Origin of the sequence: Streptomyces filipinensis, from assembly GCF_014649495.1 — a bacterium.
GTDB lineage: Bacteria > Actinomycetota > Actinomycetes > Streptomycetales > Streptomycetaceae > Streptomyces > Streptomyces filipinensis.
The window spans coordinates 141376-162184 of record NZ_BMTD01000001.1; the positions used below are offsets into that span (position 1 = coordinate 141376).

The 20809-nt window shown below is 70.1% G+C and carries 19 protein-coding genes, 1 tRNA gene, 2 pseudogenes and 1 riboswitch; of the genes and pseudogenes, 10 read left to right on the top strand and 12 right to left on the bottom strand.

Annotation, left to right across the window (positions count from 1 at the left end; all coding sequences use genetic code 11):
- Positions 1-199: 199 nt before the first annotated feature.
- On the top strand, positions 200-3031 hold the full coding sequence (locus IE244_RS00575; RefSeq protein ID WP_229853948.1) for a transglycosylase domain-containing protein: 2832 nt from the start codon (positions 200-202) through the stop codon (positions 3029-3031).
- A gap of 13 nt (positions 3032-3044) precedes the next feature.
- Here the strand turns inward: IE244_RS00575 and IE244_RS00580 are convergent, their stop codons facing one another.
- From IE244_RS00580 to IE244_RS00590, 3 genes are all read right to left on the bottom strand, one after another.
- Positions 3045-3365 carry a DMT family transporter gene (locus IE244_RS00580; protein WP_031159550.1) on the bottom strand — a complete coding sequence of 107 codons (321 nt, stop codon included), beginning with the start codon at positions 3363-3365 and terminating at the stop codon, positions 3045-3047.
- Positions 3366-3401: 36 nt separating this feature from the next.
- A riboswitch (guanidine-III (ykkC-III) riboswitch) is annotated at positions 3402-3470 on the bottom strand.
- 83 nt (positions 3471-3553) lie between these two features.
- Positions 3554-3913: a GroES family chaperonin gene (locus IE244_RS00585; protein ID WP_031159553.1), complete on the bottom strand. Its 360-nt coding sequence runs from the start codon at positions 3911-3913 to the stop codon at positions 3554-3556.
- Between the two features lie 43 nt (positions 3914-3956).
- On the bottom strand, positions 3957-4286 hold the full coding sequence (locus IE244_RS00590) for a DUF3618 domain-containing protein (RefSeq protein WP_031159556.1): 330 nt from the start codon (positions 4284-4286) through the stop codon (positions 3957-3959).
- Between the two features lie 93 nt (positions 4287-4379).
- Between IE244_RS00590 and bcp the strand changes: the two genes are divergently transcribed.
- Together bcp and IE244_RS00600 are read left to right on the top strand one after the other, a co-directional pair.
- Positions 4380-4847: a thioredoxin-dependent thiol peroxidase gene (gene bcp, locus IE244_RS00595; RefSeq protein WP_191870636.1), complete on the top strand. Its 468-nt coding sequence runs from the start codon at positions 4380-4382 to the stop codon at positions 4845-4847.
- Positions 4848-4894: 47 nt separating this feature from the next.
- Positions 4895-4981, top strand: a tRNA-Leu gene (locus tag IE244_RS00600).
- Between the two features lie 4 nt (positions 4982-4985).
- Here the strand turns inward: IE244_RS00600 and rdgB are convergent.
- Positions 4986-5588, bottom strand: a complete 603-nt coding sequence (rdgB, locus tag IE244_RS00605; RefSeq protein WP_191870637.1) for an RdgB/HAM1 family non-canonical purine NTP pyrophosphatase — start codon at positions 5586-5588, stop codon at positions 4986-4988.
- A 92-nt stretch (positions 5589-5680) separates the two neighbouring features.
- Entirely contained in the window at positions 5681-7015 is a 1335-nt protein-coding gene (locus IE244_RS00610) for an SGNH/GDSL hydrolase family protein (RefSeq protein WP_191870638.1), read from the bottom strand.
- 181 nt (positions 7016-7196) lie between these two features.
- On the opposite strand from IE244_RS00610, the gene IE244_RS00615 reads away from it, so the two are divergent.
- Positions 7197-8540: a DUF445 domain-containing protein gene (locus IE244_RS00615; protein ID WP_373305692.1), complete on the top strand. Its 1344-nt coding sequence runs from the start codon at positions 7197-7199 to the stop codon at positions 8538-8540.
- A gap of 89 nt (positions 8541-8629) precedes the next feature.
- Positions 8630-10189: an MFS transporter gene (locus IE244_RS00620; protein ID WP_191870639.1), complete on the top strand. Its 1560-nt coding sequence runs from the start codon at positions 8630-8632 to the stop codon at positions 10187-10189.
- A gap of 12 nt (positions 10190-10201) precedes the next feature.
- On the opposite strand, the pseudogene IE244_RS00625 reads toward IE244_RS00620, so the two are convergent.
- Positions 10202-10492: pseudogene (locus IE244_RS00625) on the bottom strand (hypothetical protein); the annotation flags it as partial.
- A gap of 188 nt (positions 10493-10680) precedes the next feature.
- Between IE244_RS00625 and IE244_RS00630 the strand changes: the two are divergent.
- A complete protein-coding gene (locus IE244_RS00630) occupies positions 10681-11481 on the top strand; it encodes a hypothetical protein (RefSeq protein WP_191870640.1) in 801 nt (266 codons plus the stop codon).
- A gap of 41 nt (positions 11482-11522) precedes the next feature.
- Here IE244_RS00630 and IE244_RS00635 read toward each other — a convergent pair whose 3' ends face one another.
- Entirely contained in the window at positions 11523-11825 is a 303-nt protein-coding gene (locus tag IE244_RS00635) for a hypothetical protein (RefSeq protein ID WP_031159575.1), read from the bottom strand.
- A 285-nt stretch (positions 11826-12110) separates the two neighbouring features.
- On the opposite strand from IE244_RS00635, the gene IE244_RS00640 reads away from it, so the two are divergent.
- Positions 12111-12602 carry a DUF2267 domain-containing protein gene (locus tag IE244_RS00640; RefSeq protein WP_191870641.1) on the top strand — a complete coding sequence of 164 codons (492 nt, stop codon included), beginning with the start codon at positions 12111-12113 and terminating at the stop codon, positions 12600-12602.
- Between the two features lie 10 nt (positions 12603-12612).
- Here the strand turns inward: IE244_RS00640 and IE244_RS41670 are convergent.
- A pseudogene (locus tag IE244_RS41670) lies at positions 12613-13106 on the bottom strand (hypothetical protein).
- 75 nt (positions 13107-13181) lie between these two features.
- The gene (locus tag IE244_RS00645; RefSeq protein WP_191870642.1) at positions 13182-13406 is read right to left on the bottom strand and encodes a DUF397 domain-containing protein; all 225 of its coding nucleotides are present in this window, start codon (positions 13404-13406) and stop codon (positions 13182-13184) included.
- 617 nt (positions 13407-14023) lie between these two features.
- Here IE244_RS00645 and IE244_RS00650 point away from each other — a divergent pair.
- Positions 14024-15301 carry an NsdA family TPR-like regulatory protein gene (locus IE244_RS00650; RefSeq protein ID WP_191870643.1) on the top strand — a complete coding sequence of 426 codons (1278 nt, stop codon included), beginning with the start codon at positions 14024-14026 and terminating at the stop codon, positions 15299-15301.
- Here IE244_RS00650 and IE244_RS00655 read toward each other — a convergent pair.
- A complete protein-coding gene (locus IE244_RS00655; RefSeq protein ID WP_191870644.1) occupies positions 15282-15944 on the bottom strand; it encodes an HAD family hydrolase in 663 nt (220 codons plus the stop codon). The genes IE244_RS00650 and IE244_RS00655 overlap by 20 nt on opposite strands.
- A gap of 100 nt (positions 15945-16044) precedes the next feature.
- On the opposite strand from IE244_RS00655, the gene IE244_RS41675 reads away from it, so the two are divergent.
- Positions 16045-17109 (top strand): YDG/SRA domain-containing protein, encoded by a 1065-nt coding sequence (locus tag IE244_RS41675; RefSeq protein ID WP_229853893.1) that lies wholly within the window; start codon positions 16045-16047, stop codon positions 17107-17109.
- Positions 17110-17229: 120 nt separating this feature from the next.
- Here the strand turns inward: IE244_RS41675 and IE244_RS00665 are convergent, their stop codons facing one another.
- Entirely contained in the window at positions 17230-18240 is a 1011-nt protein-coding gene (locus IE244_RS00665) for a hypothetical protein (protein ID WP_191870645.1), read from the bottom strand.
- Positions 18241-18310: 70 nt separating this feature from the next.
- Positions 18311-19786: a glycoside hydrolase gene (locus IE244_RS00670; RefSeq protein WP_191870646.1), complete on the bottom strand. Its 1476-nt coding sequence runs from the start codon at positions 19784-19786 to the stop codon at positions 18311-18313.
- A 196-nt stretch (positions 19787-19982) separates the two neighbouring features.
- On the opposite strand from IE244_RS00670, the gene IE244_RS00675 reads away from it, so the two are divergent.
- Positions 19983-20789 carry a class E sortase gene (locus IE244_RS00675; RefSeq protein ID WP_191870647.1) on the top strand — a complete coding sequence of 269 codons (807 nt, stop codon included), beginning with the start codon at positions 19983-19985 and terminating at the stop codon, positions 20787-20789.
- Positions 20790-20809: the final 20 nt, after the last annotated feature.

Genomic DNA, 20809 nt, shown 5'->3' on the forward strand with positions numbered 1-20809 from the left:
GGGGGCTCGCGGGGGCTCCGTGGCCGGTGAGAGGCCGGGAGCCGGTGGGTCCACGGCGTCCCAGGGCTCACAGGCCTCCCAGGCGTCTGAGGCGGCGGACGACGCCGGCGCGGCCGGCCGGCCGCGTGGTGGTTCTGCGCCGCAGGCCGCGGGGTCCGGGGACAACTCCGGGCCGGCGCAGTCGGCCGAGAGCACCCAGGTGCTCCGGCGGGTCACCCCGCCCCGGGGATCGCAGGAGAACCAGTCCGGCGAGACGGCCGACGCGGCCCAGGGCCCCGGTGAGACGCGGGCGCCCGAGACCACCCAGGTCCTGCGGCGCGTCGGCGCGCCCCGAGCGGCCGAGCCCGGCGACCCCGCCAAGACGGCGGCCGCCTCTCCGGCCGACGCGGCGAACCCCACGGGCCGCACGTCCCGGGCGACCGGAGCGAGCGCCCCCGGCCGCCCCCCTCGTACGAACCGTGCCGCCGGTGCGGCCGGTGCCGCGGCCGGTGCCGCGGGCGCCGCCGCCGGGCAGGCCGCCCAGGCGGGCCCCGCGGGCGCGCTCGGTGCGGTCGGAGCAGCCACCGGCGGCCCCCGCACCGGGCGTACGGGCACCACCAGCGCCCCCGACCGCGACACCACCGTCCTCGCCGCCACCCCCGGTGACGCTCAGCCCCCTGGAGGGGACGGCGACGACAAGGGGAAGGGGAAGACGAAGAAGCCCAAGCGGCCCAAGCGGACCGGCTGGCGGCGGATCATCCCGACCTGGCGCATGGTGCTCGGCACGTTCATCATCGGCATCCTCCTGCTCGTCGGCCTCTTCTTCCTCGGCTACTCCCTGGTCAAGATCCCGCCGGCCAACGCCCTCGCCACCAAGCAGGCCAACGTCTACCTCTACGCCGACGGCTCCCAGATCGCCCGCGACACACGCGACAGCCAGGTCAACCGGGAGAGCGTCAGCCTCGCCGAGGTCTCCAAGGACGCCCAGCACGCCGTGCTGGCCGCCGAGGACCGAGACTTCTACACCGAGTCGGCCGTCGACCCCAAGGCGATGCTCCGCGCCGGCTGGAACACCGCCACCGGCAAGGGCAAGCAGTCCGGCTCGACGATCACTCAGCAGTACGTGAAGAACTACTACCTGGGCCAGGAGCAGACGCTCACCCGCAAGGCCAAGGAGTTCTTCATCTCGATCAAGCTGGACCGCACCAAGTCCAAGGACCAGATCCTGGAGGGCTACCTCAACACCAGCTACTTCGGCCGCAGCGCCTACGGCATCCAGGCCGCCGCCCAGGCGTACTACGGCCGCGACGCCGCCGGCCTCGACCCGGCCCGCGCCGCCTACCTCGCCGCGCTCGTCAACGCGCCCAGCGAGTACGACGTCGTGGCCCACCCCGAGAACAAGGCCGCGGCCCTCGCCCGCTGGAACTACGTCCTGGACGGCATGGTCAAGAAGGGCTGGCTCAGCGAGTCCAAGCGCGCCGGCATGAAGTTCCCCATGCCGAAGGAGCAGACGGTCTCCACCGGCCTGACCGGCCAGCGCGGCTACCTCGTGGAGGCGGTCAAGCACTACCTGACCACCAACAACATCCTCACCGAGGACCAGCTCGCCGCCGGCGGCTACCGCATCACCACCACGATCCAGAAGACCAAGCAGAACGCCTTCGTCAAGGCGGTGAACGACCAGCTGATCTCCAAGCTGGACAAGAAGAACGTGACGGCCGACAAGTACGTCCGCGCGGGCGGCGCCTCCGTCGACCCGAAGACCGGCGAGGTCGTCGCGATGTACGGCGGCATCGACTACGTGAAGCAGTACACCAACGGCGCGACCCGCGGTGACTTCCAGGTCGGCTCGACGTTCAAGCCGTTCGTGTTCACCTCGGCGGTGCAGAACGGCTCGACCACCCAGGACGGGCGCACCATCACCCCGAACACCATGTACGACGGCACCAACGAGCGCCCCGTACAGGGCTGGAGCGGCGGCACCTACGCCCCGCAGAACGAGGACCAGAAGTCGTACGGCCAGATCACCGTCACCAAGGCGACGGACCTGTCCGTGAACGCCGTCTACGCGCAGATGGCCGTCGACGTCGGCCCCAGCAAGGTCAAGCAGACCGCCGTCGACCTGGGCGTCCCCTCCGGCACCCCGGACCTGCAGCCGTACCCGTCGATCGCCCTCGGAACCGCCACCGCCAGCGTGCTGGACATGGCGGAGTCGTACGCGACGCTCGCCAACCACGGCAAGCACGGCACGTACACCTTGGTCGAGAAGCTCACCAAGAACGGCTCGGACGTGGTCAAGCTGCCCGAGCGGTCGGTCAAGCAGGCCGTCAGCCGGGAAGCGGCCGACACCACCACGTCGATGCTGCAGAGCGTGGTCGACAACGGCACCGCCGTCGCCGCGCAGGACGCCGGCCGTCCGGCGGCCGGCAAGACCGGTACCGCGGAGAACGACACCGCCGCCTGGTTCGCCGGCTACACCCCCGACCTGGCCACCGTGGTCTCCGTCATGGGCCAGGACCCGGTGACCGCCAAGCACATGCCGCTGTACGGCGCCCTCGGCCAGCCCCGTATGAACGGTGGCGGCCCGCCCACCCAGATCTGGGCGCAGTACACCCGTAACGCCCTCAAGGGCACTCCGGCCGGCGACTTCGACCTGCAACTGCAGCAGGGCGCCGACCAGCCCCAGCCGCCCAGCTCCACCTCCTCCGCCCAGCCGGGCACCACCGGCGGCCAGAACGACGGCGGCACGACCGCGACCCCGTCCGGCGGCGGCACCGCGACCCCGTCCGGCGGCGGCGCCACCGGCACCCCGACCGGCGGTGGCACCCCCACCGGCGGCACCGACACCACCGGCGGCCCCACCACGACCGACGGCGGAGGCACCACCACCGGCGGAGACACCACGGGCGGCAACACGACCGGCGGGGACACCACCGGCGGGGACACGACCGGCGGCGACGCCACCGGCGGAGGCCCGGACACGGGCGGCGGCACGGACGGCGGCGGTACGACCGGCACCGCCGCCGGCGCGGGAGGCGGCCCCCTCACCTGACGCCCCCGCCCGCCTAGTGACCGCTGGTCGCCTTCAGTCCCACCACGGCGACCAGCAGCAGACACACGAAGAAGATCCGGGCGGCGGTGACCGGCTCACCGAGCACCACCATGCCGAGCACCGCCGCACCGGCCGCCCCGATGCCCACCCACACGCCGTAGGCGGTACCGATGGGCAGCGACCTCGCGGCGTACGACAACAGGAGCATGCTGGCGACGATCCCGGCACCGGTGCACACACTGGGCACCAGCCGGGTGAAACCGTCCGTGTACTTCATCCCGATCGACCAGCCGACTTCCAGCAGTCCGGCGACGATCAGCAGAACCCAGGCCATGACAGGCACCTCCGAGACGGATGACGACTCTCTTCCGGTGCGTCGTCTTTGCCTGCATCCCGGTACGGCGCGTCTCGTCGGGCTCACTCCCGAACATAGCAAAGGCAGCGCGAAGGGGGCCGGTGACCTCACCGGCCCCCTTCGCACTGCCGAAAAGACGGGCGGACCCGCCTAACAGGCGGACCCGCTCACAGGTACAGGCCCGTGGAGTCCTCCGACCCCTCGAAGCGGTCCGCGGCCACGGCGTGCAGGTCCCGCTCGCGCATGAGCACGTACGCCACGCCACGCACCTCCACCTCGGCCCGGTCCTCCGGGTCGAACAGAACCCGGTCACCCGGCTCCACGGTCCGTACGTTCTGCCCCACCGCGACGACCTCGGCCCAGGCCAGCCGCCGACCGACCGCCGCGGTGGCGGGAATCAGAATGCCGCCCCCCGACCGCCGCTCACCCTCACCGGTCTCCTGCTTGACCAGAACCCGGTCGTGCAGCATCCGGATCGGGAGCTTGTCGTGATGGGGGGTGCTGTGCTGGTTTCTGTTGGCGCTCACGCCTCGAACCTACCTGTCCTCGCCCTGCCCGTACCCGCCCGGGTCAGTCCTTGCGCCGCCGGGAGCCCACGGTCAGCAGCCCGACCACGCCGACGGCGAGCAGCGCCACCGGCACGACCCGCTCCAGCCGCAGGTCGCCCTCCGCGTCCACGAACTGCGCCCGCACCTCGCTCACCACGCGATTGACCTGGACGTACGCCCGCCCGACCGTGTGATCGAGATGGGCGACGGCCTTGGCCTTGGCGTCCCCGACGATCGTCTTCGGATGCACCCGCACCCCGATCTCGTCGAGCGTCTCGGCCAGCACTTCGCGGCGGCGCTTGATGTCCGCCTCGATCTGCGCCGGGGTTCTGGTGTCCGACGTGTCCGCCACCGTACGGCCTCCGAAGTCTCCTGATGCTGTCCCGGACAGTCTGTCAGCTTCTGCTCCCGGCGCACCGCAAGGCCCCCCGGTTACCCTGGCCCGATGAGCGAGCGACTCCAGCCGGGGGACGTGGCCCCCGCCTTCACCCTCCCGGACGCCGACGGCAACGAGGTGTCCCTTTCCGCCCACAAGGGCCGCAAGGTCATCGTCTACTTCTACCCGGCCGCCCTGACTCCCGGATGCACCAAGCAGGCCTGCGACTTCACGGACAACCTGGAGGTCCTGGCCTCCGCGGGCTACGACGTCATCGGGATCTCCCCGGACGCCCCGGAGAAGCTGGCGCGGTTCCGCGAGAAGGAGTCCCTGAAGGTCACGCTGCTGGCCGACCCGGAGAAGAAGGTCACCGAGGCCTACGGCGCCTACGGCGAGAAGAAGAACTACGGCAAGACGTACATGGGCGTCATCCGCTCCACGGTCGTCGTGGACGAGGACGGCAAGGTCGAACGGGCCCTCTACAACGTCCGCGCCACGGGCCACGTGGCAAAGATCATCAAGGACCTTGGCATCTGACCAACGGGTCCCGCTGCCCGGCCGCTAGCATGGCCGGGCAGCACCGAGCGGCCGTGGTGGAATTGGCAGTCACGCTGGGTTTAGGTCCCAGTGGGGTAACTCCCGTGAGGGTTCGAGTCCCTCCGGCCGCACCAGAGTTCAGCCGAGCAGCTCCCGCACCACCGGCACCAGCGCCCGGAACGCCTTCCCCCGGTGGCTGATCGCGTTCTTCTCGTCCGGGCTCAGCTCGGCGCACGTGCGGGTCTCGCCCTCCGGCTGGAGGACCGGGTCGTAGCCGAAGCCGTTCGTGCCCGCCGGGGCGTGCCGGAGGACGCCCCGGAGCCGGCCCTCGACCACCCTCTCCGTGCCGTCCGGCAGGGCCAGGGCGGCGGCGCAGGCGAAGTGCGCACCGCGGTGCTCCTGCGCGATGTCGGCGAGCTGGGCCAGCAGCAGGTCCAGGTTGGCCTTGTCGTCGCCGTGGCGGCCGGCCCAGCGGGCGGAGAAGATGCCGGGGGCTCCGTTCAGGACGTCGACGCACAGGCCCGAGTCGTCGGCGACCGCGGGCAGGCCGGTGGCCTGGGCGAGGGCGTGGGCCTTGAGCAGCGCGTTCTCGGCGAAGGTGACGCCTGTCTCCCTGACGTCGGGGACATCGGGGTAGGCGTCGGCGCCGATCAGCTCGTGGGGGAGACCGGCCTCGGCGAGGATCGCCCTGAGTTCGGTGATCTTTCCGGCGTTACGGGTGGCGAGGATCAAGCGGGTCATGCCCGCCAGTATTCCTCGCCCGCCGATCACGGATCCGTCCGGCCCGCGCCCGCTCCCGGCACGCCCGGCGGTTTTGGCCGTGCGTCCGCCGGCTACAGCTCCGCCTGCCCGGCGCCGCCCAGCGTGCTCAGGTCGAAGACCTCGGCCATCCTGCTGAAGCCCAGGTCGCTGGGGTGCAGATGGTCACCGGAGTCGTAGTCGGGGCGGAGGCGGTGGGGGGCGTAGGGGTCGCGGAGGGCCTTGTCGAAGTCGACGACCGCGTCGTACACCCCGCCGGCCCGGATCTGCGCGTTGACCTGCTGGCGTACCGCCTCGCGGGCCGGGGTGCAGCCGCGGTGGCCCTGGAAGGGCATCAGCGTGGCGCCGACCACCTTCAGGCCGCGGGCGTGGGCCTCGCGGACCAGGGTGCGCAGGCCGGTGAGGATGCGCTCCGGGTCGGCGAGTCCCGGGTTGCGCAGGATGTCGTTGACGCCGAGGTCGATGACGACGACCTTGACGCCCGGGTGGGAGAGCGCGTCGCGGCCGAAGCGGCCGAGGCCGCTCTGGTTCTCGGCGGGCCGGCCGAGGCCGTCGGCGAGCACCTGGTTGCCGCTGATGCCTTCGTTGACGACGCTGTAGCGCGGCAGTTGCCGGCCGCCCTCGACGGCGGTGCGCAGCCGGCCTCCGAGGATGTCCGGCCAGCGGTGGTTGGCGCCGGTGGTGGAGGTGATGCCGTCGGTGATGGAGTCGCCGAAGGCGACGACGGTGCCGTCGGCTTCGTTGCTGAGGACGTCCAGGCTCGTGAGGTAGCGCCAGTAGGGCGTCTGCCGGGTGTACGGGGCGCCGGTGGCGTCCTCGGTGCGGTCGCCGTCCGCGAGGTAGGAGATCTGCCGGGCGTGCGGGTGGTAGGTGACCGGGCCGGACGGGGTGGGGGAGAAGGTGGTGACCAGGACGTCGCTGTCGTGCGGGACGGTGAGGCGTACGGCGTCGCTGACGATCTGTCCGCCGGCGGGTATGACGACGCTGGTGGTGCCGTTGAAGGTGAGGCGGCGCATCGACTCGGGGTCGGCCGCGGCGGTGCCGTCGCCCGCGGACAGCGCGATCGAGGCGTGGGTGAGGGTCAGCGGGGCGTGGCCGTAGAGGTTGGACAGCGTGATGCGGGCACTGGTACCGCCGGTGCCCGCGTGGACGACGTTGCGGACCGAGTGGCCCGCGAGGCCCGCCGTCTCGGTGCCGGGCTCGCCGGCGACCGGGGCGGTGGACCAGGAGCCCACCCAGGTGCCGGTGGAGGCGGGGGCGGCGGAGGAGCCGTGATGGGGGCGGCTGTCGGCGAGGGTGCCGCGCGGGGTGCCGTCGTGGGACGCCACGGTGAGGTAGATGGCGGCGGACACGGCCAGGACCAGTGCGACGATCGCACTCAGGACCGCATAACCATGACGCTTGGTCACGCTTGTGTTGTTCTCCTCGGGATGGGAGCCCGAGGCTCCGATCGTGATGTGCCCATGATGCGTCATGGGCCGGGGGGAGCTGTCAGGGCCCTGCCCAAACCCCCGTGCGGACAGACGCCGGGAACTCCTGTTCCGTTCCGGGAGTCGGTCAGGAAGGGACAATTGTGTGCGGGATCACCGCATGGGTGGAGTCGAACGGGTGGAGCTGATGGGACCAACGGAGACCGGAACGGCGCCGGGGCGGGGTGTGTCGTATCGCACCATGACGGCTTTCACCCCGGCCGACGAGGAGCGCCGGCGCGGGGTGCGGCGGATGAAGTTGACGGCGACGGCCCTGCTGCTGTTCGTGGCGGTCGTGTACGTCGTGGCCAAGCTGGCCGGGCACGAGGGCGCGGGGCCCTGGGCGGAGTACGTGGCCGCGGCCGCCGAGGCCGGCATGGTGGGCGCGCTGGCCGACTGGTTCGCGGTCACCGCGCTCTTCCGGCACCCGATGGGGCTGCCCATCCCGCACACCGCGATCATCCCCACGAAGAAGGACCAGCTGGGTGTGTCGCTGGGCGAGTTCGTCGGGGAGAACTTCCTCTCCGAGGACGTCGTACGGCAGCGGCTGCGGTCGGTCGGCATCGGCAGCCGGCTCGGGGCGTGGCTGGCGGAGCCGGAGCACGCGGACCGGGTGACGGCGGAGCTGGCCACGGCGTTGCGGGGCGCGCTGACGGTCCTGCGTGACAGGGACGTCCAGGCGGTCGTGAGCGAGGCGATCACGCGGCGGGCGAACACCAAGGAGATCGCGCCGGGCATCGGCAAGATGCTGGAGGGGATCGTCGCCGACGGCGGGCACCGCAGAGCGGTGGACCTGGTGGTGGCGCGGGCGCACGACTGGCTGGTGCTGCACCGGGACGACGTGATGGTCGCGGTGGAGGGCGGCGCGCCGGGCTGGACGCCGCGGTTCGTGGACCGCAGGGTCGGTGAGCGGGTCTACAAGGAGCTGCTGCGGTTCGTCACCGAGATGCGGGACATGCCGTCGCACCCGGCGCGCGGCGCGCTGGACCGCTTCCTCACCGACTTCGCCTCCGACCTGCAGTCCGACACCGACACCCGGACGCGGGTGGAGCGGCTGAAGGGAGAGGTGCTGGGCCGGGGCGAGGTGCAGGACCTGATCGCGTCCGCCTGGACGGCCGTACGGTCCATGATCGTGGCCGCGGCCGAGGACGAGCGGAGCGAGCTGCGGACGCGGGTGCGGGCGGCGCTGCTGTCGCTGGGCGCGCGGATGGCGACCGAGCCGAAGGTGCAGGGGAAGGTCGACAGCTGGGTCGAGGGCGCGGCGGTGCACGTCGTGACGACGTACCGCAAGGAGATCACCTCGCTGATCACCGACACGGTGGCGGGCTGGGACGCCGAGCACACCACCCGGAAGATCGAGGCGCACATCGGCCGCGATCTGCAGTTCATCCGGATCAACGGCACGGTGGTGGGGTCGCTGGCGGGGCTGCTGATCTTCGCGGTGACGCGGACGCTGGGTGCCTGAGCCGGTTCCGAGTGTTTCCGCGGGGCGGGGGCACCCGTGTTGCCGTCCCCCGCCCGTGAGGGGACGTCCTTCGACGAGGAGGGGGCCCCATGGCCACAGCCGAGGCGCCGTCGCCGCAGACAGGCCGCACGATCACCACCGACATCCCGGCCCGCCTGGACCGTCTGCCCTGGTCCCGCTGGCACTGGACGATCGTGATCGGCCTGGGAACCGTATGGATCCTCGACGGCCTCGAAGTGACGGTCGTCGGCAACATCGCCGGCCGACTGGCCGAACCCGGCAGCGGGCTGTCGATCACCTCGGGCCAGATCACCGGCGTCGCCGCCGCGCTGTACGTGGCCGGCGCCTGCTCGGGCGCGCTGTTCTGGGGCCGGCTGACCGACCGGTTCGGCCGCAAGAAGCTCTTCATGATCACCCTGGCGGTGTATCTGGCGGCGACGGCTCTGACGGCCGTGTCTTGGGAGGCCTGGTGGTTCCTCCTGTTCCGCTTCCTGACCGGCTTCGGCATCGGCGGTGAGTACGCGGCGATCAACTCCGCGATCGACGAGCTGATCCCGGCGGACTACCGGGGCCGGGTGGACCTGGTCATCAACGGCAGCTTCTGGCTCGGCGCGGTCGGCGGTTCCCTGCTGTCGATCGTCGCGCTCGACACCGGCCTGCTGGCCAGGAACGTCGGCTGGCGGCTGACGTTCGCCCTCGGCGCGGTCCTGGCCCTGGTCATCCTGCTCGTACGGCGGCACGTCCCGGAGAGCCCGCGCTGGCTGCTGATCCACGGCAGGGACCGGGAGGCGGAGGAGATCGTCTCCGGCATCGAACGCCAGGTGGAGCAGCGCACAGGGGGCACGCTGCCCCAGCCGCGGGGTGAGCTGGAGATCCGTCAGCGCGAGAGCGTGACGTTCCTGGAGATCGCCCGCACGGTCTTCGGCCGGTACCGCAGGCGGGCGGTGCTCGGCTTCTCCCTCTTCATCGGCCAGGCGTTCCTGTACAACGCGATCACCTTCGGCTTCGGCGCCATCCTGACCAGGTTCTTCGCCGTGCCCGCCGACCGCACCGGCTACTACTTCGCGGTGATCGCGGTCGGCAACTTCTGCGGCCCGCTGCTGCTGGGCAGGCTGTTCGACACGGTGGGCCGCCGGATGATGATCTCCTCGACCTACCTGCTGTCGGGCCTGCTGCTGTTCGGCACGGCGTGGCTGTTCGACCGGGGTGCGCTGAGCGCGGGCACGCTGACCGCCTGCTGGTGCGCGGTCCTGTTCTTCGCCTCGGCGGGAGCCTCCAGCGCGTATCTGACCGTGTCCGAGATCTTCCCGATGGAGACCAGGGCGATGTCCATCGCCTTCTTCTACGCCCTCGGCACCGCGGCCGGCGGAATCAGCGGCCCGCTGCTGTTCGCCGACCTCACCGGTACCGGCAGGGTCGGTGACACGGTCCTGGCCTTCTCCATCGGCGCGGCCCTGATGTGCGCGGCGGGCCTGGTGGCCGCCTTCCTGGCCGTACGGGCCGAACGCCGCTCCCTGGAGGACATCGCCCGCCCGCTGACGGCGGTGGCGGACCGGGCTAGGGGGGCGGCGAAGGGAGCCCGGCCGTCCTCCCGCCGCTCCCCGGGGCCGGGGGGACCCGCGGCACCGCCGGCGGCGAGCAGGCCGTAACGGTCACGACGGTCAGGCGCCCGTCGCGGACCCCGGCCGCACGATCATCAGCACGGTCACGGTGGCCCACAGCAGGTCGAACACACCGGTGAACAGGGCCAGCCGCGCCGGATTCGCACCCCGGCCCTCCAGCAGCGCGCCCTGCGCGGGCAGCATTGGCGCGCCGAGGACCACGGCGGCGAGGGCGGTCAGCGCGATCGACACGATCAGCCAGGCGCGCCCGAGCCCGCCCAGCTCGCTCGCGGTGGCGAACCCGAAGGCCGGGACGACGACGCCGACAAGGGCGTACACCTGGCAGATCCGGCGCGCACGGGCCTTCCGCGAACGCTTCCGCAGGGTGGTGGGGACGAGCCTGCAGGCGTACCGGAGGTCTTTTCGGCAGGGTGACGAAAAGCCCCTCAAGATCAGCTAGGATTCCGGGCCGTGGCAGGCACGGGCAGGTGGAACGCCGTGGCGTGTCACTGTCCGGCATGTCTTCGGGGGAGCTATCGGTGCACAACAGCAGCAGGGGCGCGTCCGCGTCCTTCCGGTCGATACCCAGCCCGTTCGCGCTCGCCACGACGGTGGCCGCGCCGTCTCGTCCCGACCGCGTCGAGGACCCGTTCGTCACCGGCCTGCAGCGGGCCCGTACGGCGGTGGGGCTCATCGCCACGCTGTGGCTGCTGATGGCATATCCGCTGGCGGAGGGGCGCGAGCAGTTCGTCATGGGCAAGGTGGAGGACCTGCTCGTCGGCAGCGGGCTCACCCTCGCCGTCGGGGCTGCCGCGGTGACCACCTTCATCATCGCGGCCCGCTCGCCGCTGGGCCGCGGGTACGTCGTCCGGCTGACCGGCCCGCTGTGCTCGCTGGCCGGGATCGCGCTGGGCGCCGGGGGCTCGTGGCTGATGGTGAAGATGCTGAAGGGCGAGATCATCTCGACGGCCGACGTCGGCTACCACGGCTTCCTGATCGGCCTGCTGGTGCTGCTGCTGTTCTTCATCGGCTGGCTGATCTGCGTGGTGGCCCTGGTCTTCGCGGTGCTCTTCACTCTGGCCGCGCTGGTGTACGGGCTGAACTCCTGCTTCCGCCTCGGTGATGTGCACGAGCTCCTGCCACCCTGGATCTCCCCCCTCCTGGTCTGGTCCCTCTTCGCCCTCGGCCTCTTCGACGGCCCGGACGTGGCGGCGCCGCCCGTGGTGCTCTACACCTTCCTGCTCGGCGGCCCCGTGTCGGTGACGGCACTGTCGGTCTGGGAGGTGCGAAGGCTGCGGGCGCGGTACGGGGTGACGCTTCGGCGGGCGCTGGGAAGGTAGCTCCCGGCGCCCGACTCGGAGCAGGTGTCCGGCGGAGCCGATCAGCCCCGGCGGTCGGCGACGGCCCAGGAGGCGAGGGCGACGGCGCCGGCGACACCGAGGACGGACGGCCAGGCGCCGACCTTCTTCGCCAGCGGGTGGGACCCGGCGAACGCGGCGACGTACGCGGCGCTCAGCGCACCCGCGGCCTTCCCGCCGGCCTGCCTGCGCCACTGCTGAGCGGCGGTGACCCCGGCGACGGCCAGCACGGCACCGCCCAGCTGCCGCTTCTTGGTCCACCGGGCCACGCCGTACCCACCGACGAGCCCGGCACCGGCGACGACCGCACTGGGAACCCTGGCCATGACTGCCTCCTCTGTTGCCCCTATGTCTCGGGCCGAGGCTAACGCGCAGGTGACCGGACCGCCCCGACTTGAGTCGGCCGCTGTCAAGTGCGGTCCCCGCGGGTGACCCCGTCGACCCTGGTCGCCCCCGGCGATCGTCTCGGCACCCCCGGACACCACCCGCCCCAAGCCGCACATTGGCCGAACTCCAGCTCATGCAGCTCGCATTACGGGGTACCGGGGTTCTGCCCCCCGGTACCCCGAACTGCCGATGCTTCGCAGCGTCCCGGAGAAGGAGCCACCGCGATGACCGTGACGACGACCCCGCCGCAGAGAACGACGATCCCCACCGCATCCCCCCTGACCCGCGGCCACGGCCGTGACGCCGACGCCGAGTCCGCGGGCTGGGAGAAGCTGACCGAGGCGGTACGGGAGGCGGGCCAGTACCCGACGAGGGCGGAAGCGGAACGCGTGACCCGCACGGTCCTCTCGGCCCTCGGCAGCCACGTGACCGGCGACGAACGCGTCGCCCTCGCCCAGTCCCTCCCCCGGGAGGCAGCCCGGCTGATCGCCTCCCAGATTCCCGCGACGCACCTCCTCACAGCACGGGAGTTCGTCGACTCGGTAGCCACCCGCATCGACGGCGCGACCCCGGCGACGGCCCGCTGGCACGTCAGCTCGGTCCTGACCGTCCTGGCAGCCTGGGCAGGCGCCCCCCTGACCACCCACCTCCTCACCCAACTCCCCCCGGGCTACGCCCTCCTCTTCGGCCGGGCGGACCTGGCACCGACGACGTGACAGCCCGGCCTTACGGCAATCCGTCAGCAACGGCCAGGTCGATACCGGGGCACGTCAGTTCGGGCTTCGACCGGTTCGGTGAGCATGTCACCGCCGCAAGGGACAGGTACGAGGGGCGTTCGAGATAGAACCCGAGGGACACGTCGCCGCCCGAACAGAGCGTGTCCGCCACAGAGGCCACCAGCGCCCCCGGATCGCCGTAGTCGCGCTCCCAGGCGGAGGCGAACCGTGCGCGTATTCGGCCACACGCGCTTCGACCCAGGCAGCGGCGTCCCTCCCCTCCTCCCACGTCCCCCGCACCAAGGAACGTGGTTTGACGAGCCAGTACGCCGTCTCCAACGGAGGAAGATCCACCGTCGGGAACGCCGTCGCCACCTCTCGATAGCGTTCGATCAGCTCAGGCCTGCTTGCGGCCGGCGGCCGCTCCGGATGCGGAGGCCGCCGGAGCGCCTCCTGGTCGAAGCGCTCTTTCGCGCCGATCCACAGATAGCCGTGGAAATGCACCAGCCGTTCCTTGTCGGGCGTTGGAGAGGGACCGGTCCCGGCCTCCACACGGGAGCCGGGACCGGCAGGGGAGGATCAGACGGACAGTCCGAACCGCACCGGATCGATACCGGCCACGGCCAACTCCTCCGAGGTGAACCGCAACGGCTCCGCAGCCGGCTGCTTGCTGTCACCCAACGCCCAGGCGTCGTCGCCGATCCGGGCCAGAGTCACGCACCCCTCGGTGCAGGGCCCTCCGCACGCCTTCGCAAAGGAGGCCCCGCTGATGTCAAGGTCATACAGCTTGGTTCCGTCCAGCATCACTGCACCTTCCTGCTCAACTGATCACGGCCATGACTGACCGCCGCCGCCCTCGGTGGGCGGGAGTTCATGGGAGGAGGTGTGTACGCCTCAGCGTCCGGAGCCTCTACCGCGCCTCGCAGCGCCGGCACTGACACGGCGGCCACTCGGTGGTGATCAGGGGCGGTAGGTCATCTCTGGCGAATACGACCGTCTCAGGCCCCCAGGTCTTACCGGAGTCTCGCGAGACACGAATGGTCATGAGAGGGCTATCGGTAAAGAACCGCGCCTTCGCTTCAGAGTCAGCGCGCATCGTCATGTACTCGGGTGCCTTCTCAACTCCATGCGTGCTGCTAGGCCAGTCGGGAGTGCCCCAACCCGCGTCGGCCCCAGTGCTGGATGAGCTTGGGCGAGCCACGTGGTCACGGCCCTGCCTAATGCATCCTGTGTATCCATGCCTGTCTCCTTCGATCAGGTACAGCACACAGCGTCCTGGACGTACTAGAGGTATTCGAGGACTTAGAAGGGCCTCTTACAGGGCCTGGAAGGGGCCTCTCATGCCTCTTGGGAGGCAAAGGGGGCTCAATAGGGGACGTCGTGTGGGACTGTTGGAGAAGTCAGCAGCAGGAGGTTTCCAGGTGTCCAGGCCCAGCGGCAACGTCCGACTCAAGGCTGCCCGAGTCGCCGCCGGTTTCAACTCGCAACAGGGCCTGGCTGATGCCCTGACCCGGCACGCCAAGGACATGGGCATTCGTGGTCTGTCCATTGGTGTGCGGCAAGTCCGGCGATGGGAGTCGGACAGCCCTCCGTGGCCGCAGCCGGACTGTCAGCGAGTGCTGGTCCACTTGCTGGGCCAGGACATGGAGGCACTTGGCTTTACGCCTCCGTGGGGTACCGATGACTCTCGGCAGCCTAGCCACTCGCGGCGTGCCCTGGTCGCTGGTGGCGCAGCGAGCTTGGGCCTGGCGGTTCTGCCCGGCAGGTCCAGCGCGGCGTCGCATCCCGTCACGGCTGGAACAGACTTCCACGCGGTCACTCGTTCTCACCGTCGGCTCTACTGGTCCGTCACGCCGACACAACTGCATCCCGCAGTCGCCGCCCATGCTGCTCTGGGATGTTCCCTGCTGCGCGAGACGAGGGACTCGACTCGTCACACCGTGGCCGCAGCTCTGGCCGAGACCTATCTTCTGGCCGGCCGGATCGAGTTCTTCGACATCCGCGAACCGAGCCGGGCCAATGACACCCTCCTCCTGGCGCTGCAAGCCGCTGGGGAAGCCGACGATCCGATGCTCGGCTCGGCGATCATCGCGCACATGGCCTTCATCCCAGGGTGGGTGGCCGACCGCGAGGCAGCTCTGGAGCGCATGACAGCTGCTCGCACGTACGCCCGCCGTGCGCCCGCCTCCGCCGAGTTCCTCGCCTGGCTTGATGCGGTGGAAGCCGAATGCGAAACCAGATGCGGTAACGCCCGCACGGCACTGAACCTGATCGGCCACGCCGAGGATGTATTGGCAGCTGGCAACGACCAGTCGTCGCCCGAGTGGTTGGACTGGTTTTCCCCGGCTCGTCTCGCAGCCTTCAAAGGGAATACCCAGGTGATCGCGGGCCACCTGCCGCAGGCTCGCGAGAGCTTGCTCCACGCCCTGACCTCGATGACGCCTGCCGAGGACAAACAGCGTTCGGTGATCTACGGCGATCTGGCAGCAGTGGAGGTGGCGTCAGGAAACCCGGAGCAGGCATGCCGATACGCGGGGCAGGCCCTCGACCAACTGGCGGTCACCTGGTACGCCACCGGCATGGATCGAGTGCGTGAGGTTCGCCGTGCGCTTGCGCCCTACCAGCATGAGCGCTGTGTCCGGGACCTAGACGATCGGCTGTACGACTGGTCGACGACGGTCAACGCGCTGAGTCGTTAAACCGACCGACCTGGACCGGCAGTTCGAGCAAGCTCTCTACCCGGAATGTGGGCAGCTCGGTGGCCTCCACCGAGGTCCACTGGATCGTTGCCCAGGGCCCACGATGCACGAGTGCCGTATGCATACCTGCCTCACGCGCCGGCCGGATGTCGTTGTCGCAGCGGTCGCCGACGTAAAGGATCTCACTGACGTCGAACGGCACTGCCTCGGCGACCCGCTTGAAGAACTCGGGGTCGGGCTTACTGGCACCCCAGTCATCAGAGGTGCCGATCAAGTCGACGTCGCTTGCAAACAGCTCACGCAGTATCCGCCCAGCGCGCACGGTCTGGTTTCCGGCGATACCGAGCCATAGCCCGTCATCCCGCAGCCTGGCCAGAGCAGGTCGTACGTCTGTGTACAGATCCTCTTCCCCGAAGGTCTCTGGCTGCCCCGTGGTGGCCCTCTTCTCCCGCTCGGTGTACAGGTCAAACCCTGGCCGAAACTCTTGGAAGACGTCCCGGTAGTCCCGCCCCTGAGCGATCACGGCCCCGAACATGGCGTGGAAGGTGTGCCTCGGCACCCCCAACCAGTCGGCCCAGGCCCCGTACTCCCGGCTCTCGTCCACCAGGCACTCACCCACATCGAAGACCACTGCCCGAATCATGGGGGCAGGGTACCGATGTGCGGCAAGCTGCGTGCCGTCGGAGGCCAACTGGTCGTGCAGTAACCACGATCAGCCGCTTTGCGCATGAGGTGTGACACGGGTGATCAACGTGCGTCAGTATGGGGCGATGGGAGAGCGAGTCATCGGTCACATAGACGGCGTAGTCCCTGGTGCGGTCTTTCCGCGTCGGACGAATGTGAAGCGAGCGAACCTGCATGGGGACACCATGCGAGGCATCTCACGGTTGAAGGATACCGACGGTAGCTACGTTGCAGACGCGATTGTCTTGAACGGCGGCTATGAAGATGACGAAGACGATTGGGTTCGAATCAAGTACACCGGCGCCTCCCCGGATAAAGAGAAGAGTAAGGACGGCAAGAGGCTCCTGCATAGCCAGTCTTGGGAGTATCGGGATAACGCCGCACTCAAGCTGAGCTTTGAGCGTGGCTACCCTATTCGCATCATCCGCGGCCCCGAGGGGGACTCGCGCTATTCGCTGCCTGGGAACTATCGGTATGACGGCCTGTACCGGATCACTGCGTCTCGCACGACTTTCTCCAAAACGCCAGCTCCTGATGGTTCCCCTATAGAAATATGCCAGGTTGACCTCGAACGACTCCCAGACCCTGAACAGGAGTTGACCCCGGCCGAACGCGAGGTCGCCTCGGCGCTACTGCGGCAGGAGGTGCGGCTAAAGGCGGAGGTGAACGAGACTACCTCTGACTGTAGCGAGTCTGGCGATGGGGAGAGTGAGCGGTTCCCTACGACACGGGCCACCTCTATCCAGAGGATTGTCCGTGACGCTGCCGCGGCGCGACGAATCAAAGAGCTGTACGATCATGAATGTCAAGTGTGTGGCATGCGTTTGGTCGGGCCGGATGGCAAGCCTTATAGCGAAGGCGCGCATATAAGGCCGCTGGGTAATCCGCATAACGGGCCTGACGTTGAGAGGAACATCCTGTGCCTCTGTCCTAACTGTCACGTCCGCCTTGATATCGGCGCCGTAGTCATCGACGAAGATTGGTCGATCATTGTGCGGGCCGGTGTCTTTGGACATGACGTGCGGTCAGTGCTCAAGCGGCACAAGAAGCACAGGGTGCATGAGGAGTACGTTCAGTACCACAGGGACTGGTGGCAGAAGAAGAGCCGGCCCAGCCAGGAGTGAGGAAAAGCCGGGCCGCTCCAGCACGCAAGGAAGCGAGCGGGCGGCCCGGGCAAGGCCGGCTTCGGGTGAGTGGCTGGTCGGTGGGCCGGGGCGGTCGGAGTGAGCAGTGCGTCCCGGTCTTTATGCTCCGTGGCACTCCCCATAGACCTCCCCCGCCCCGCACCAGCACTCCGCCCCCCTCTGCGGCGGCCAAGCCACCGCCCGTCCCCGGGCCGCCAGTGTCGTCGCGTACTGGGGGAGCAGGGTCGTATCGTCCGGGGACGAGCCCTCCGAGGCGGCGAAGGCCTCGTAGGAGGGGACCGTGCCCGTCACGATGCCCAGATTCCCCGTGCCCGACGAAGACAGCTCGCGCAGCGAGGACTCTATGGTCGCGAGGTGCGTCTCGTGGGACGGGTACTCCGAGGACAGGGGCGGGTACGCCGACAGCAGCTCGGCGAGTTCCGGTGCCGGCCAGTGCAGGACCGCCACCGGGAACGGGCGGGAGAGGGCCTCTCGGTAGGCGCCGAGTTCGGCCCTGAGGCGGGAGATCTCCGCCGCCAGTTCCGCCGGGTTGTCGGAGCCCAGGGACCAGACGCGTTTCGGGTCGTGGAGTTCGTCCAGCGGGACCGGGGCCGTGTGGAGGGTGTCGGCCAGGGTGTCCCAGGCGTCGTGCGGCAGGCCCCGCATGCGGCGGACCCGGTGGCGGCCGTAGAGGAGGGGGTGGGTCGACGCGGGAGGCTCCTGCCCGTCGGTCAGCAGCAGGCGAGCCGCCTCCGTGAAGGTCTCCTCCGCCGCCTCCAGCTCGTCGTGCGACTCCAGGCTCTCCGCGACGATCACCCAGGGGGCCGGGTCGCGCGGGGCGGTCAGCCGGATGCCGTCGATGATCGCCCGTGCCTCGGCCTCGTGGTCGTACTCCCACAGGTTCGACGCCTTGAGGGCACGGATCAGGGCGGGGTTCTCCAGGCCGTCCGAAGCGGACAGCAGGCGGTCGTAGAGCGCGGTGGCCGCGGGGCGGTCGCCGGACAGTTCGAGGTGGGCCGCGGCGCGCAGCAGGAGGGCCTCGGCGTCCTCGGGATACAGTCCGGCGGTCCGCTCCAGGCGTGCCGCTTCGGCGGTGTGGTCGACGTTCTCGGCAGGCGTGTCGGGGCGCATGGGGGACACCGTACTGAAGAGTGCGGACGGGAGGGGGTAAGTCCTGGTCAGGGTCCTGCTGGAGGTCTCCTCACACCGTCACCCCGTCCACCTGGAGCGTCTGGACCGACTTCGCCGCGAAGGGGACCGACAGCGTCCTGCCCGACAGTCGGGTGTCCGAGTGCGGTGTGTAGAGGTCCGACCCGCCCGTCGTGACCGTGTTCCAGCGGGGCACCAGGCCGCCCGAGCCGCCGGTCGCCGAGGAGAAGCGGGAGAGGTCGAAGGTCAGGGTCTGGGCCGAGGGCGAGGTGTTCGCGGCCACGATCACCAGGCGTCTCGCCTGGCTGTCCAGCGCCGCCGCCGCGTAGCTCACTCCCGTGTCGAGGATCGTCATGCCCGGGCGGATGTGTCGGGTGAATTGCGCCAGTACGTAGTACTTCGTCTGTACTGCGCCGGGCTGGAGGGTCGAGGCGTCGTACGCGATCGCCGCCCAGCCCGCGCTGGGGTCCATCACCTGCCAGTGGACCCAGGCCGTGGGGTGCAGCCAGCGGAAGTCGTACAGGAGGTTGCCGGCCAGGGTGAGGCCCGTCGCGTCGCCGTCGCCGGTTTCGGAGTTCCACAGGGCCTTGCCGGCCGTCGTCACCACGTCCGTGTAGAGGAGGTCGCGGCGGCCGCCCGAGCCCTGGTAGCCGTGGACGTTGACGCGGTCCACGTAGCCCTTCGCCGTCGAGGAGAAGGAGTTCCAGGTGGTGCGGGCCAGGTCGTAGCTCGTTTCGTCCGATGCCGAGATCCTCGTCGCCGTCAGGCCCCGCTTGTCCAACTCACTGCGCAGGTACGGGAGTACGGCCACCTGGACGGTGGCGTCCATGTGGCAGCCCTCCTGGGTGCCCGTCGCCGTCCACCAGGAGGAGGACGGTTCGTTGAAGGCTTCCACCGTCGTGAAGGTCACGCCCCAGTTCTGTTGCGCGTGGAGGGCCACGGACGCCAGGTGGGAGGCGTGCTGCCGGTAGTTCCAGGACTGGAGGTTGTTGCCGCCGTCCGAGGCGCCCGACGGGTTGTGGTTGAGGCACATCCACCACATCGGGGAGTTGGCGAACAGCTCGCTGGTCGCGCCGCGCCGGGTCGCCTTCACCAGCATCGCGCGTTGCGTGGCGTCCGCCGTCCACTTCCAGGACGACGACGTGGGGTCCTCGTTCGTCCAGTCCTGCCAGTAGCCCTCGATCTGCTTGAAGCGCGGGATGCCGGGGGAGGCGGCCATCGACTCGCCGCCCACGCTGTTCCAGCTGCACGCCCCCAGGTTGTAGCGGGCGATGTTCAGGCCCAGGCCGGGGAGCGAGATCCCGTTGTACGTCGTGGACTTCGTGGTGAAGAAGATGTCGGCGAAGTCGTCCCTCGTGCCGAAGACGTTCGCCCACCAGGCCAGTGAGGTGCCCCAGCCCTCCCATGTGCCGTACGTGGCCGACGGGTTCACGGCGACGGTGGCGTCCGCCCGTGCCGTGCCCGTGGCCAGGGCGCTGCCCAGCAGGCCGCCGCCCGCCGCGGCCAGCAGTGTTCTGCGTCGGACCATGGCTTCTTCTCCGCCTCTCCGTCGCGGCTTCGGCAGCAGGAAGCATCGGGGGTGGCGGGTGGGGTTGTCGAGAGTTATGACAGTGGTTTCTCAAACCAGTTGAGAAAGCCCGGCCGGTATCCAGGCCCCGTGCGGCTATGGCCAGTTGTGCACGCCGCGCCTACCCTGCGCACGGCTCCCGTGGAGGTGGGTGCGGATGCTTGCGGCGTCGGGCGTGCGGGTCGTACGGCACAGCGATCGGCGCAGGCGCGCCCGGCTCAGGCGGGTGCTGTGGGGCGGCGGCGAGGCGTTCGTCACCGTCGGGGTGCTGCTCGTGCTGCTGGTCGTGCACCAGCTGTGGTGGACCAACCGGGAGGCCCGGCGCGGGGCCGAGCGGCAGGTGGAGGCGCTGGAGCGGGAGTGGGGCCCCGGGACGGGCGGCGGCCGGGCGGTCTCCTCGCCCACGGCGCCCGCGTCACCCCGGGTGTCCTCGTCCTCCTCCGCACCGGCGTCCGGGACCGTCGGCTCCCGTGCGCCGCAGCGGTCGTACGGCCCGGTCGGCCCGCCGCGGCAGTCCCAGGCGTACGCCGTCCTCGTCATCCCCCGCCTTGGGCTGCGCGTCCCCGTCGCCGAGGGCGTGAGCAAGGCCGACGTCCTCAACAAGGGGTACGTCGGCCATTACCGGGGGACCGGGCAGCCCGGCCAGGCGGGCAACTTCGCGCTCGCCGGGCACCGGAACACGCACGGCGAGCCCTTCCGGTACCTGCCCCGGATGCGGCGCGGGGACGACATCGAGGTGGCGACGCGGACGGCGACGTACACGTACGACGTCGACCAGATCCTGCCGCGGACCTCCGCCATGGACTCGGGGGTCGTCCGGCCGGTTCCGCGCTCTGTGGTGCGGCCGGGGTACGGGTACGACACACCCGGCCACTACATCACCCTGACCACCTGCACGCCCGAGTTCACCTCGCGCTACCGGATGGTGGTGTGGGGCAGGCTGGTGGCCGTGCGGCCACGCTAGGGCCGCTTCGGCCCCCGCCG